The following is a 12,823-nucleotide window of genomic DNA, read 5'->3' on the forward strand; positions in this document are numbered from 1 at the left end:
CTAGAAGTAGTGCACGTACCGGTAGGTGAAGTCGCACCGGAATTCGACGCTGTCACCCATCCGGAACCGGACGCGACGCTTGAAAGGCTGTTCGTTGATCAGGTCGTTCGTATGCAGGGCCTTGGTGAATTCCTGCCCCAGCGAATATTGACCTCCCGGCACGGCGGGAAGCTTCACGAACAGCTCGCCTCCGAACCTGAGCCAGGGCGGGATGCCCTCTGTGGGATCTTGAATCGGAGTGCCCACCGAGAAGCGGGCGTCCATGTTCACGTCCACCGTCTTGCCTGGCTCGAAGCTGACCGGCCCCTGAGGGAAGTTGAAGATGTCCCTGCGGTCCACCGGCGGGGAATCGGCAGTGTGCGACGTGAATCCCCACAGGCCGCCCACTACCATCACGGCCTCATCGTCACCATTGAAGTCGTCGCGCTGGATTCTGTGCAGCACGACCTCGACTATCTTTCCCATGGATCCGTCCCTGCCGACTCGGAGTTCGTCGCGGAATGGCCACCCGTGCCGATGGTCCCCTGTTACCACAGTGCACCCATCCCGGGGCCGCCGCATCCCGCACGCCGGCGCACGGGCCTGTGGGTCTCCCGGTCCCCGCGTCGGGTGCCGGCGCCCCCGAAAGCCGCTTGCTCCCACCGCCGCTGCGCGACCTGGTCAAGTGTGACTAGAACTGGTATCAGTTCTGATGGACTGTCAGGAACCGGCGGGAGGCACTGCCATGACCGAGCTGGTCGAGCACGGGAAGCTGTTCATCGGCGGGGAACTGGTCGACCCGGCCGGGACCGGCACCATCGAGGTGGTCTCGCCGCACACCGAGCAGGTCATCGGCCGCGTACCGCACGCCTCCGAGGCCGATGTCGACCGTGCGGTCGCGGCGGCGCGCCGGGCCTTCGACGAGGGGCCCTGGCCGCGGACGACCCTGGAGGAGCGGATCGACGTCGTCACCCGCATCAAGGACGCCGTCGCCGTGCGGCACGAGGAGATCGCCCGCGTCATCAGCGCGCAGAACGGCTCCCCGTACTCCTGGAGCGTCCTCGCGCAGGCGCTCGGCGCGATGATGGTGTGGGACGCGGCGATCACGGTCGCGCGCGACTGCCCCTACGAGGCGCAGCGGGCGGGAGTGCTCGGCCCCATCCTGGTGCGGCGCGAACCGGTCGGCGTGGTCGCGGCCGTGGTGCCGTGGAACGTCCCGCAGTTCACGGCCGCCGCCAAGCTCGGGCCCGCGCTGCTGGCGGGCTGCACGGTGGTGCTGAAGCCGTCGCCGGAGACGCCGCTCGACGCGTACCTGCTGGCGGAGATCGCCCGGGAGGCCGGGCTGCCGGAGGGCGTGCTGTCGATCCTGCCCGCCGACCGCGAGGTCAGCGAGTACCTGGTCGGGCACCCCGGCGTCGACAAGGTCTCCTTCACCGGCTCGGTCGCGGCCGGCCGGCGCGTGATGGAGGTCGCCTCCCGCAACCTCACCCGGGTCACCCTCGAACTGGGCGGCAAGTCGGCCGCGGTGATCCTGCCGGACGCGGACCTCGGCGAGGCGGTCGCCGGGATCGTCCCGGCCGCCTGGATGAACAACGGCCAGGCGTGCGTGGCCCAGACCCGCATCCTCGCCCCCCGCTCCCGCTACGAGGAGTTCGCCGAGGCGTTCGCCGCCGCGGCCGGCGCGCTCGTGGTCGGCGACCCGCTCGACCCGGCGACCCAGGTCGGGCCGCTGGTCGCCCGGCGCCAGCAGCAGCGGTCGCTCGACTACATCCGCATCGGCCAGGAGGAGGGCGCCAAGGTCCTCGTCGGCGGCGGCCGCCCGGCCGGCCCGGAACGCGGCTGGTACGTCGAGCCGACGCTCCTCGGCGACGTCCACAACGCCATGCGCGTCGCCCGCGAGGAGATCTTCGGTCCGGTGATCTGCCTCCTGCCGTACGGGGACGAGGGCGAGGCCCTGCGGATCGCGAACGACTCCGACTACGGGCTCAGTGGCAGCGTGTGGACGTCCGACACCGAGCACGGCGTCGACTTCGCCCGCCGGGTGCGCACCGGCACCTTCAACGTCAACACCTTCAGCCTCGACATGCTCGGCCCCTTCGGCGGCTACAAGAACTCGGGCCTGGGCCGGGAGTTCGGCCCCGAGGGGTACGGCGAGTACCTGGAGTACAAGATGATCCACCTGCCCACCGGGTACGACACCGGCCGCGGGGAGGCGTGATGGGCGACCGGTGGCACGTGGAGGTCGACCAGGGCGTGTGCATCGGCTCGGGCATGTGCGTGCACCACGCCCCGGGCGGCTTCGCCCTGGACCCGTCCCGCCGGTCCCGCCCCCGCTCCCCGCAGGCCGACGCGGACGAAGCGGTCCTCGCGGCGGCGGAGGGCTGCCCGGTGGAGGCGATCTCGATCACGCTGCAGCCGGGCGGGGAGGCGGTGTTCCCGCCGGAGGAGTGAGCGGCGCCGCCGCGCGCCGTGGTGGTGGCCGGCAACGGCGCCCGGCGGGAGGGGGCTCAGCCGGCGGGGGAGGGCGCCGGCGCCGTCAGGTCGATCAGACGGCACACCGTCTCGATGTCGATCTTCACCTGGGCGATCGACGCCCGGCCCGAGAGCCAGGTGATCAGCGCGGAGTGCCAGGTGTGCTCGATCACCCGCACCGCGGAGAGCTGCTCGGGCGTCGGGCGCTCCAGGCCCATGGCGTCCAGGATGATCGCCGTCGTCTGCCGCGAGACCGTGTCCACCTCGGGGCTCACGCTGCGGTCCGCGAAGGTCAGCGCCCGTACCATCGCGTCCGCGAGGTGCGGTTCGCGCTGGAGGGCGCGGAAGGCACGCATCAGGGTCTCGGCCACCCGCTCCGAGGCGCTCTCCCCGGCCGGAGGGCGCTTGCGCAGCGTCGTGTGCAGGTGCTCCAGCTGGTCCTGCATGGTGGCGACCAGCAGGTGGATCTTGGACGGGAAGTAGCGGTACAGCGTGCCCAGCGCGACCCCGGCGGCCTCGGCGACCTCCCGCATCTGGACGGCGTCGAAGCCGCCCCGGCCGGCCAGCTGCGCGCTGGCGTGGAGGATGCGGCGGCGGCGCGCCTCCTGGCGCTCGGTCAGCGGCGGCGACGCCGGTCTGTCTTCCCCTGTCATGTGTCCCCGTGGCCCCGTTCCGTGACGTTGGTGCGCGACAGTATGGCGGGGCGCCCGCCGTGGCGCGAATCACCTGTTCCGGCTCTCACAGCGGCGCTACCTGCCGGTAGATTCGAAGCTCCTTGAACGATCAAGAACGATCAAGTCTGTAACTTGTTCTAGATTAGCGCGACCGGTTACGCTCCGGCGAAACGCAGGCAGAAGGGGGCCGCGAGTGACCGCTGAGGCCATAGAGGCAGGCCCCCGCGCCCATGCCGTCGGAAGCGGTGGGGACGGGCCGCTGCGGATCGCGCTCCTCACCTACAAGGGCAACCCGTTCTGCGGCGGCCAGGGCGTGTACGTAAGGCACCTGTCGCGCGAGCTCGCGCGCCTCGGGCACACCGTCGAGGTCATCGGCTCGCAGCCCTACCCGGTCCTGGACGAGGGCGACGGCCTGGATGGGCTCCGGCTCACCGAGCTGCCGAGCCTCGACCTGTACCGGCAGCCCGACCCCTTCCGTACGCCCGGACGCGACGAGTACCGGGACTGGATCGACGCCCTCGAAGTCGCGACGATGTGGACCGGCGGCTTCCCCGAACCGCTCACCTTCTCGCTGCGCGCCCGCCGCCACCTGCGCGCCCGCCGCGGCGACTTCGACGTCGTCCACGACAACCAGACCCTCGGCTACGGCCTGCTCGGGGACCTCGGCGCCCCGCTCGTCACCACCGTCCACCACCCCATCACGGTGGACCGGCAGCTGGAGCTGGACGCCGCCCGGGACTGGAAGCGCCGCGCCTCCGTCCGCCGCTGGTACGCCTTCACGCGCATGCAGAAGCGCGTCGCCCGGCGCCTGCCGTCCGTGCTGACCGTCTCCGGCTCCTCCCGGGACGAGATCGTCCGCGACCTCGGCGTGCGCGAGGAGCGCATCCGGGTCGTGCACATCGGCGCCGACACCGACCTGTGGTCGCCCGACCCGGCCGTGCCCGAGGTGCCCGGCCGCATCGTCACCACCTCCAGTGCGGACGTCCCCCTCAAGGGCCTGGTCCACCTCGTCGAGGCGCTCGCCAAGCTGCGCACGGAGAACCCCGACGCCCACCTCGTGGTCGTCGGCAAGCGCGCCGAGGACGGGCCCGTGGCGCAGGCCATCGAGCGGTACGGGCTCGACGGCGCGGTCCGGTTCGTCAAGGGCGTCACGGACGCCGAGCTCGTCGACCTGTACCGGAGCGCCCAGGCGGCGTGCGTGCCGTCGCTGTACGAGGGCTTCTCGCTGCCCGCCGCCGAGGCGATGGCCACCGGGACGCCGCTGGTCGCCACCACGGGCGGGGCGATCCCCGAGGTCGCCGGCGCCGACGGGGAGACCTGCCTGGCGGTGCCGCCCGGCGACGCGGGCGCCCTCGCCGCCGCGCTGGGCAGGCTGCTGTCGGCCGACGGGGCCGAGCTGCGCGCCCGCCTGGGGGCGGCCGGCCGCGTCCGGGTGCTGGACAGGTTCACCTGGGCCCGCGCGGCCGAGGGCACGGCGGCCCTGTACCGCGAGGCCATCGCGGCGCGGGGAGCCGGCCGTTGACCCCCCACGCCTCCCGTACCCCCTCCCCCCTCCGTGACATCCACCGTGAAAGCAGGCCGCCCTCGTGCTGACCGTCGACTTCACCCGCTTCCCGCTCGCCCCCGGCGACCGCGTGCTCGACCTGGGCTGCGGGGCCGGCCGGCATGCGTTCGAGTGCTACCGGCGCGGAGCGCAGGTCGTCGCCCTCGACCAGAACGGCGAGGAGATCCGCGAGGTCGCCAAGTGGTTCGCCGCCATGAAGGAGGCAGGCGAGGCACCCGCCGGGGCCACCGCCACCGCGATGGAGGGCGACGCCCTCAACCTGCCCTTCCCCGACGCGTCCTTCGACGTCGTGATCATCTCCGAGGTCATGGAGCACATCCCCGACGACAAGGGCGTGCTCGCCGAGATGGTCCGCGTGCTGAAGCCCGGCGGCCGCATCGCCGTCACCGTGCCCCGCTACGGCCCCGAGAAGGTCTGCTGGGCGCTGTCCGACGCGTACCACGAGGTCGAGGGCGGCCACATCCGCATCTACAAGGCGGACGAACTCCTCGCCCGGATCCGCGAGGCGGGCCTCAAGCCGTACGGCACCCACCACGCCCACGCGCTGCACTCGCCGTACTGGTGGCTCAAGTGCGCGTTCGGCGTCGACAACGACAAGGCCCTGCCGGTCCGGGCGTACCACAAGCTGCTGGTCTGGGACATCATGAAGAAGCCCCTGGCCACCCGCCTCGCCGAGCGGGCGCTCAACCCCGTCATGGGCAAGAGCTTCGTGGTGTACGCGACCAAGCCCCACCTGCCCAGCGCCGCCGCGGAGACGAAGTGACGTCACCGGAAAGGGTCGCCGCGCACCTCGTCCTGCCCGGCGTCCTCACCGCCGAGCAGGCCGCCGAGACCGTCGCCGGGATCCTCGCCGCGCAGCGCGAGGACGGAGCCATCCCGTGGTTCCGCGGCCACCACCTCGACCCGTGGGACCACACCGAGGCGGCCATGGCGCTGGACACGGCGGGCGAGCACGCCGCGGCCGCCCGCGCCTACGAGTGGCTGGCCCGCCACCAGAACGACGACGGCTCCTGGTACGCCGCCTACCACGACGGCGACCACACCCGGGTGACGGACGCGGGGCGCGAGACCAACTTCTGCGCCTACATCGCCGTCGGCGTCTGGCACCACTACCTGGCCACCGGCGACGACGCGTTCCTCGACCGGATGTGGCCCGCCGTGTACGCGGCCGTCGAGTTCGTGCTGCGCCTCCAGCAGCCGGGCGGCCAGATCGGCTGGAAGCGCGAGGCCGACGGCACCCCCGTCAACGACGCGCTGCTGACCGGGTCCTCGTCCATCCACCAGGCGCTGCGCTGCGCGCTGGCCATCGCCGAGGAGCGCGAGGAGCCGCAGCCCGACTGGGAGCTCGCGGCGGGCGCCCTCGGCCACGCCATCCGCAGCCACCCGGAGCGGTTCCTCGACAAGAGCCGCTACTCGATGGACTGGTACTACCCGGTGCTCGGCGGAGCCGTCACCGGCGAGGCGGCCAAGGAGCGCATCGAGAGCGCCTGGGACGACTTCGTGGTCCCCGGCCTGGGCGTGCGCTGCGTGCTGCCCAACCCCTGGGTGACCGGCGGCGAGAGCTGCGAACTGGCCCTGGCGCTCTGGGCGATGGGGGAGTCCGACCGGGCGCTGGAGATCCTCCAGTCGATCGCCCACCTGCGCGCCGAGGGCGGCATGTACTGGACGGGCTACGTCTTCGAGGGCGACCGCGCCTTCTGGCCGGAGGAACTCACCACCTGGACGGCGGGCTCCCTGCTGCTGGCGGTGGCCGCGCTGGGCGGCGAGGAGGCGACCACCGCGGTCTTCGGCGGCGACCGCCTGCCGCGGGGGCTGGAACCGGACTGCTGCGGTTAGGAACGCCGCGGGGGCCGGCCGGCGGCGCGGCCCCTACCGCGGACTGCGCCACAGCCCCCGCCGCGGACTCCGCCTCGCGCGCCGGCTGCGGGCGGGCGCGAGGCGGCGCGGCGAGGGCGGAAGGCGACCGGGGCGGGGAAGGCCGGCCCTAGATCCAGTCGTCGATACCGTTGAAGTTGAGCCGCACGCTCGACACCACCAGGCCGGTGGGCGTCCTCGTGGGGCCGTAGCAGCCGCGGGTGTAGCCGGGCTGGAGGGTGGACGGGGCGCAGTCGACGTCCCCGCCGTAGTTGGTCTGGATCTCCCCTTCGATCGCGATGGCGACGTTCGCCTTGTTCTGCACCACCAGGACGGTCTGGGTGCCGCCGCTGGAGTTGTGCACCCAGCAGAGCTTGAAGAACACGTTCTTCGAGCCCTTGTGCTGTTTGTATTCGGACGGGATGCAGTTCCAGTCCGGAGTGGTGCTGACGGCCTTCCAGCCCACTTCCGCGGCCGAGGCCGGTGACGCGGCGAGAGTGACGGCACCGACGGCTGCCGCGGTCAGCGCGAGCGAGCGGCGTACGAACGACTTCTTCATGGATGCTCCTGTAGTTGTCAGTGGTGGTTCGGGATGCTGCTGCGGGCGGAGGTGGCGGTGTGAACGGCTCAGCAGTAGCCGGTCCATTCGCTGGCCTTGTCGTCCAGGGACTCGCTCCAGCCGCTCCCGTCCCACACGAACAGGTGGGTGTTGACGGGACCGGTGCAGTGGGCGCAGCCCAGGCTCTTGGTGGTGCTGTAGCAGCCGCGGGTGAAACCGGGCTGCAGGGGCGTCTCGGCACAGTTGACGTCCCCGCCGAGCTGCGGCAGCCGGATGGCTCCCTTGATGGTCCTGGCCGCGTTCGTCGGGTTCTGTACGACCAGGACTCCCAAGGCGTCGTCATGTGCATTGACCACGACGCACGACTTGAAATTCAGACCGTCGGCGTTGTATGGGCTCACGTAGTCGGAGCAATGCCAGTCGGAGTTCGCGCTCACGGCCTTCCAAGGCACGCTGGGAGGCGCTGCCGAAGCGAGCGGGACGGCGAGCAGCGTGACACCTGCGGTGGCGATGAGGACGCCGAACCATCTCTGGATGGACGCCATTTCTCCTGGTGATGAGTCACTCGGTCGCCCGAACGGAACGGATGGCACGGAACGGCCCGGCGCCCGGCGGCGCTGAGCCCGCGACCTGCGGCGGAGCACGCACACGGGCGGCCCCTCCGCGTTCCGGAGCGTCGCCGCGGACACTCTCGTACACCATTCCCGTGGTGCCGGAATGGCCGAAGGGAACACGTCTGGCCTCCCGCCACTCCTCCGTGGGCCCGGGCTCGGCCCCTTTCGCCAGAATGGCGGCGGAGGCCCGGAAGACGGTCGCCGCACGAGGAATTCCCCCGAAGGCGGAACGGCCTTTGCGGCCGAGTAATGAGGCGGTGCGCATACGGAATCCCCCAGGAAATGCCGCTGCTTTCCGCGGCCTGGTGATCAGAATGGCACCGCGCAACCCCCGACCGCACCGCCTCCGGCTTGCGTGATCAGGCAATGCGGAGAGCAGCACGGGGAACAAACCGGGACGGAAGGTCCAGACCCGGTGAGGCCGGCGTCAGTCGAGGGCACCGTGCTTCGCCAGGACGTACGCGAGCTGCGTCCGGCTGTGACTGCCGAACTCGTCCGACGCCCGCTTGATGTGGTTCTGCACGGTGCGCGGGCTCATCCCCAGACGCGCGGCGATCGCCGCGTCGGTGTGCCCCTCCACCATGAGGCGCAGAACGGACAGGCGCCTCTCGTCCGTGAGGGCCGCGGGCTTCCCCGTCGCGGCGAACTCGACGGGCTCCGCGAGGTTCCAGGCGTGCTCGAAGACATTGACCAGGAACAGCACCAGACCCGGGTGCTCCACCAGCAGGGCGTGGTGACTGCGCTCGTACCGGTCGTCGGGAACGACCGCGACCGACCGGTCGTAGATGATCATGCGTCCGGGCAGCTCCCCGTCGGTACGGAAGCGGCTGCCGGCCAGGTGCATGCGCGACATGAACTCGAGCGTCGGTTCGTGGGCGCGCACCGTGTGCTGGTACAGCGTGCGGTGCTGTACGCCCCGGTCCAGCATGGCCAGGAGCTGGGGGCCGGTCTCGTCGAGGACGAACTGCGGTCGCGGACCGCCCGGCTGGGCCGCCAGGAGCTCCTCACGACACGAGGAGTTGAGCGTCCGCAGCGTGTCGTTGATGACATCGATGCCGCGCAGCATCCGCACCGCCGTGACGAAGTGCTCCTGCTCCTCCCGGTACAGCCGCTCGGCGGGCCCGACGGCCTCCGCCATGGCCAGCATGCGCTGTCGCGCGTCCTGGATCTGCCGCTCGACGGGCCGCTGCATCTCGTTGAGCGCGACGTCCGGCGGTACGGGTACGAGGACCTCGGGCTTCCCGGCCATCGGCCGCATCAGCCCGAGCGCGAGCAGGCACTCCGGGACGGGCCCGGTCGTCGACCCGGCCCCGAGAGCGTCGCGGTACGCGGCGAGCCCCTCCGCACACAGCGGCGTCGCCGCCCCCTGGCCCCGAGCCGTACCGTCTGAGCACATGCAAGTCCCCTTCGTTCCCCCCGGCGGGCAACCCTCCACCCGGCACCTGAGCCCGCTGTGCGCTGGTCGGCGCAACCGGGTTCGAGCAACCGGACGATGTCGTCGGACGAGTCACCCCGGGGTGCCGACCCGTTCCTGCGTCATTGGTCGATGACACGGTCTCGGCAGGTCCAGGATAGTGATCTCCCGCGCAGGGCCCCTTCAGCGGAGGCGAGGCCACCCGAAGGCGCCGCCCAGGAGCTCGTGGACGGGGTGACGTCGGCTCAGGGCTTGATCCGGCCGGCGACCTGGACGCGGCTGTCCTACGGAGTTGCCCCCTCGGTGGCTCGGTATGCGTAGCTGCCTTCGCCGGCACCGCACACTGCCCCTCATCGCGAGGCCGTCGTCCGGCTGGGAGAAACCGGCCTGCTGGGAGGGCCGGCAGCACGTATCGGCTTCCGCCACCAGCCAGGCGGCGTCGTGGCGCGCCGGCCAGGCGTCGTGGGCGTGTTGGCCGGTGTCCGGGAGCTTTCGGCGGCCTACAGGAAGTCGGAGCTCGGCTGGAAACGGTGGCTGTCGGCAGGCAGGTCGTAGAGGATGTCGGACTCGACGCCCCCGGTCACCAGGACCGCTTCCAGAAACGCGGAGCAGGACAAGGGGAAGCGTTCCCAATCGGGGCCGCGACCTTCATTGACCATGACGGTCCAGCTGTCCGGTCCCTGTCCGGGGCGGACGAGCCAGTACAGGGTCGCGCCGTCCTCGGTGAGGGCCCACGCGATGGCGTCGCTGCCTTCTTCGTCCAGCTCCGGGGGCTTGGAGCCGCTGCGCTCCAGCCCCTGTCGGCGCATGCCTTCGTTCTCGGTGAGCAGGTCGTAGTGCTCGTTGGCGCAACCCGGTTCGAGCAACCAGATGGTGTCGTCGAACAGCCCACCCCGAAAATGCCGACCAGTTCCTTGTAATCGGCCGGGAGCGCCGTTCCGAGCGCCGTCTCGATCTCCTCCCAGTCCTTCTGCCGCAGCGCCGGGGGCGGAGGGAAGTGCTCGGTGAGACGCTCGACGTGCGGGTTCACGGGATGCCGCCTTTCTGGGCCGGTGTTCGGTGTCATGGTTTCGGAACGTTCAAGACAGTGATCTTGTTGACGCCGCCCGTCGCGCTCTGCGACTCGATCCAGCGCTCCCGCCACAAGCCGGGCCGCCTCCGCGAGGTTCCTGTGCTTGCTCTGGACCTTCGACCCGTGCTTGTCGAGCGCCGCTGGTGATTCGCTCTGCCCGGTGGAGAGCAGCCGCCGTCGCCAGGTCGCCGTACGCGTCCTCGTCGACGTTCGGCCAGCCGACACCGACGATGTCCAGCATGGTGTCGACACCCTCGGGAACGGTGTAACCCACGGTGCGGAACCCCCGTTTCACGCACCGTCACGCCGTGGGAATCGTTTCAGCATGCCATGTGACGTGCACAGAAATCGACTTGGCTCCCGGTGATGGCTTTCCACCAGCGAAGACCTGATGCACCCGCGCGAGCCGGCTCCCGCGCCCCTCCGCGCCGGTGGCAGACTCGCAGCGTCGAAGTCCGCGCAACGAGAGAGAGCCCTCGGTATGGCCGTCATTCACCGGACCACCCTCACGCCGACCAAGCTGGAGCTGCTCGCCTCCTGGCTGCCGTCCAGGCCCTGGTACCGCGGTGGTGCCGAGCCGGTCAAGGCGGGTGGGTTCCGGCTGGACGATCCGCAGGGGGAGGTCGGGATCGAGTTCATGGTGGTCACCGACTCCTCCGGCGCCCGCCCGGCCGCCCACCTGGTGCCGCTCACCTACCGCGGTGCCCCGCTCGACGGGGCCGAGCACGCCCTGATCGGTACCGCGGAGCACGGGGTGCTGGGGCGGCGGTGGGTCTACGACGGGTGCCACGACCCGGTGCTGGCCGACCGGTTGCTCGCGCTGGTCGAGGGACGCGCCGAGGCGCAGCACCAGAGCGCCAGCGACACCCCGGACCCGGAGATCGTCCGCTCCCACACCGGTGACCGGTCCAGCCCCACCGGCCTGACCGTCACGGACGACGCGGAGGGCACCGACCTGGTCCTCGCGCAGGACACCGTCCTCCGCCTGCACCGGGTCCTGCGAGCCGCGCCGGACGGGCCGCTCGTCCCTCCCGGCGGTGCGACCGGCCACGTCACCGGCCCCTGGAGCATGCCGGACGGCAGCCGCGCCCGGGGGCTGTTCGCCGTCCTGCACGGCCGGCCCGGGGCTGAGCCCGGGGCCGGGACGGCAGGCGGGTCGTCAGTACCGGCGCAGCCGGCCCGCGACCAGGTGGCCGATGAAGACGTAGACGACCGCGGCGAGACCGTAACCGGCCACGACGCGCAGCCACGCCACGTCGAAGGTGAACAGGTCGTGTGACCAGCCGGCCAGCCAGCGGGCCGCGTCCTGGACGAATTGCACCAGGTCGTTGGCCCGGTTGGCCTCCAGCAGGTACATCAGGATCCACAGGCCGATGATGGCGGCCAGGACGTCCGCGACGACCGCGACCGCGGTCGCCGCCTGCGAGCTTCCGTATCGATGACGGGGAGACATGCGGTACGGGTTGCCCCGCGTTCCCCTGCCAAACGCCGGGCCGTGTCCGCCGCGTCCCGTCCGCCGTGCGGGCGGACGCCGCCGCTTTGCCGTCACTCCCTAGGAGTTGAGCTCCGCCAGCACCCGCAGCGTCGCCGGGTCCGGGGCCGTCACCAGCAGGTCGGTGACGGGTCCGGCGCGCCAGAGGGCCAGTCGTTCGGCGATGCGCCCGCGCGGCCCGACCAGCGAGATCTCGTCGGCGAAGGAGTCCGGGACGGCGAGCACCGCCTCCTCGCGGCGGCCCTGCGCGAACAGCTCCTGGATGCGGCGGGCCTCGGTCCCGTACCCCATCCTGGCCATCAGCGCGGCGTGGAAGTTGCGGGCGGCGTGGCCCATGCCGCCGATGTAGAAGCCGAGCATCGCCTTGACCGGCAGCAGCCCGGCGGTGACGTCGTCGCACACCTGCGCGCGGACCAGCGGCGCGACGGTGAACCCCGCCGGGAGGTCCTCGACGTCGTACACGTCCGTCCGCAGCGGCGACCAGTACAGCGGCAGCCAGCCGTCGGCGATGCGCAGCGTCTGGGCGATGTTCTTCGGCCCCTCGGCGCCCAGCAGGACCGGCAGGCCGGGTCGGAGGGGGTGGGTGATCGGCTTGAGCGGCTTGCCGAGGCCGGTGGCGTCCGCGCCGGTGTACGGGTGGCGGTGGTAGCGCCCCTCCAGCCGCACCGGCCCCTCGCGGCGCAGGACTTGGCGGACGACCTCGACGTACTCGCGGGTCGCGGTCAGCGGGCTCGCCGGGAACGGGCGGCCGTACCAGCCCTCGACGACCTGCGGCCCGGACAGGCCGAGGCCCAGCATCATCCGGCCGCCGGAGAGGTGGTCGAGGGTGAGCGCGTGCATCGCGGTGGCGGTCGGCGTGCGCGCGGCCATCTGCGCCACCGCCGTGCCCAGCCGGATCCGCGACGTGTGCGCGGCGATCCAGGCGAGCGGGGTGAAGGCGTCCGACCCCCACGCCTCCGCCGTCCACACGGAGTCGTAGCCGAGCCGCTCGGCCTCTCGCGCCAGGTCCACGTGACCGGGGTCCGGCCCGCGCCCCCAGTAGCCGAGTGCCAGTCCGAGCCGCATGACACCGACCTCCTGACGATACGTCAGTTATTGCGGTGACTGTACGACAACGGCCCCCCACCCG

13 protein-coding genes and 1 pseudogene are annotated in these 12,823 nt (G+C 71.7%); 6 read left to right on the forward strand and 8 right to left on the reverse strand.

Features of this window, described 5'->3' with window-relative positions:
- A complete protein-coding gene (locus IH00_RS0103430; protein WP_031069390.1) occupies window positions 1-465 on the reverse strand; it encodes a hypothetical protein in 465 nt (154 codons plus the stop codon).
- Window positions 466-724: 259 nt separating this feature from the next.
- On the opposite strand from IH00_RS0103430, the gene IH00_RS0103435 reads away from it, so the two are divergent.
- Complete coding sequence (locus tag IH00_RS0103435) at window positions 725-2,197, forward strand: aldehyde dehydrogenase (protein WP_031069392.1); 1,473 nt, start codon at window positions 725-727, stop codon at window positions 2,195-2,197.
- On the forward strand, window positions 2,197-2,430 hold the full coding sequence (locus IH00_RS0103440) for a ferredoxin (RefSeq protein ID WP_031069395.1): 234 nt from the start codon (window positions 2,197-2,199) through the stop codon (window positions 2,428-2,430). Before IH00_RS0103435 ends, IH00_RS0103440 begins: the two co-directional genes overlap by 1 nt.
- A 56-nt stretch (window positions 2,431-2,486) precedes the next feature.
- Here IH00_RS0103440 and IH00_RS0103445 read toward each other — a convergent pair whose 3' ends face one another.
- Complete coding sequence (locus IH00_RS0103445; RefSeq protein ID WP_039946184.1) at window positions 2,487-3,104, reverse strand: TetR family transcriptional regulator; 618 nt, start codon at window positions 3,102-3,104, stop codon at window positions 2,487-2,489.
- Between the two features lie 214 nt (window positions 3,105-3,318).
- Here IH00_RS0103445 and IH00_RS0103450 point away from each other — a divergent pair, with 214 nt between their 5' ends.
- From IH00_RS0103450 to IH00_RS0103460, 3 genes are all read left to right on the forward strand, one after another.
- Window positions 3,319-4,647 (forward strand): glycosyltransferase family 4 protein, encoded by a 1,329-nt coding sequence (locus IH00_RS0103450; RefSeq protein ID WP_031069399.1) that lies wholly within the window; start codon window positions 3,319-3,321, stop codon window positions 4,645-4,647.
- A gap of 64 nt (window positions 4,648-4,711) precedes the next feature.
- Window positions 4,712-5,452 (forward strand): class I SAM-dependent methyltransferase, encoded by a 741-nt coding sequence (locus tag IH00_RS0103455; RefSeq protein ID WP_031069401.1) that lies wholly within the window; start codon window positions 4,712-4,714, stop codon window positions 5,450-5,452.
- Window positions 5,449-6,525, forward strand: a complete 1,077-nt coding sequence (locus tag IH00_RS0103460) for a prenyltransferase/squalene oxidase repeat-containing protein (RefSeq protein ID WP_031069402.1) — start codon at window positions 5,449-5,451, stop codon at window positions 6,523-6,525. Before IH00_RS0103455 ends, IH00_RS0103460 begins: the two co-directional genes overlap by 4 nt.
- A 148-nt stretch (window positions 6,526-6,673) precedes the next feature.
- Here IH00_RS0103460 and IH00_RS0103465 read toward each other — a convergent pair whose 3' ends face one another.
- The 4 genes from IH00_RS0103465 to IH00_RS36980 all read right to left on the reverse strand — a co-directional run bounded on the left by IH00_RS0103465 (window position 6,674) and on the right by IH00_RS36980 (window position 9,996).
- Window positions 6,674-7,102 carry a hypothetical protein gene (locus IH00_RS0103465; protein ID WP_031069404.1) on the reverse strand — a complete coding sequence of 143 codons (429 nt, stop codon included), beginning with the start codon at window positions 7,100-7,102 and terminating at the stop codon, window positions 6,674-6,676.
- 68 nt (window positions 7,103-7,170) lie between these two features.
- Window positions 7,171-7,647 carry a hypothetical protein gene (locus IH00_RS38750; RefSeq protein ID WP_052411154.1) on the reverse strand — a complete coding sequence of 159 codons (477 nt, stop codon included), beginning with the start codon at window positions 7,645-7,647 and terminating at the stop codon, window positions 7,171-7,173.
- Window positions 7,648-8,143: 496 nt separating this feature from the next.
- Window positions 8,144-9,112: a helix-turn-helix transcriptional regulator gene (locus IH00_RS0103475; protein ID WP_031069407.1), complete on the reverse strand. Its 969-nt coding sequence runs from the start codon at window positions 9,110-9,112 to the stop codon at window positions 8,144-8,146.
- Window positions 9,113-9,630: 518 nt separating this feature from the next.
- Window positions 9,631-9,996 carry a hypothetical protein gene (locus tag IH00_RS36980; protein ID WP_234334757.1) on the reverse strand — a complete coding sequence of 122 codons (366 nt, stop codon included), beginning with the start codon at window positions 9,994-9,996 and terminating at the stop codon, window positions 9,631-9,633.
- Window positions 9,997-10,683: 687 nt separating this feature from the next.
- Here IH00_RS36980 and IH00_RS0103485 point away from each other — a divergent pair.
- Window positions 10,684-11,325, forward strand: a pseudogene (locus IH00_RS0103485) (maltokinase N-terminal cap-like domain-containing protein); the annotation flags it as partial.
- A 36-nt stretch (window positions 11,326-11,361) separates the two neighbouring features.
- Here IH00_RS0103485 and IH00_RS39820 read toward each other — a convergent pair.
- Both IH00_RS39820 and IH00_RS0103490 read right to left on the reverse strand, forming a co-directional pair.
- Window positions 11,362-11,655 (reverse strand): hypothetical protein, encoded by a 294-nt coding sequence (locus IH00_RS39820; protein ID WP_078887538.1) that lies wholly within the window; start codon window positions 11,653-11,655, stop codon window positions 11,362-11,364.
- A 99-nt stretch (window positions 11,656-11,754) separates the two neighbouring features.
- Window positions 11,755-12,759: an LLM class F420-dependent oxidoreductase gene (locus tag IH00_RS0103490; RefSeq protein ID WP_031069411.1), complete on the reverse strand. Its 1,005-nt coding sequence runs from the start codon at window positions 12,757-12,759 to the stop codon at window positions 11,755-11,757.
- Window positions 12,760-12,823: the final 64 nt, after the last annotated feature.

Source organism: Streptomyces sp. NRRL S-118 (genome assembly GCF_000716335.1).
Classification (GTDB): Bacteria; Actinomycetota; Actinomycetes; order Streptomycetales; family Streptomycetaceae; genus Streptomyces.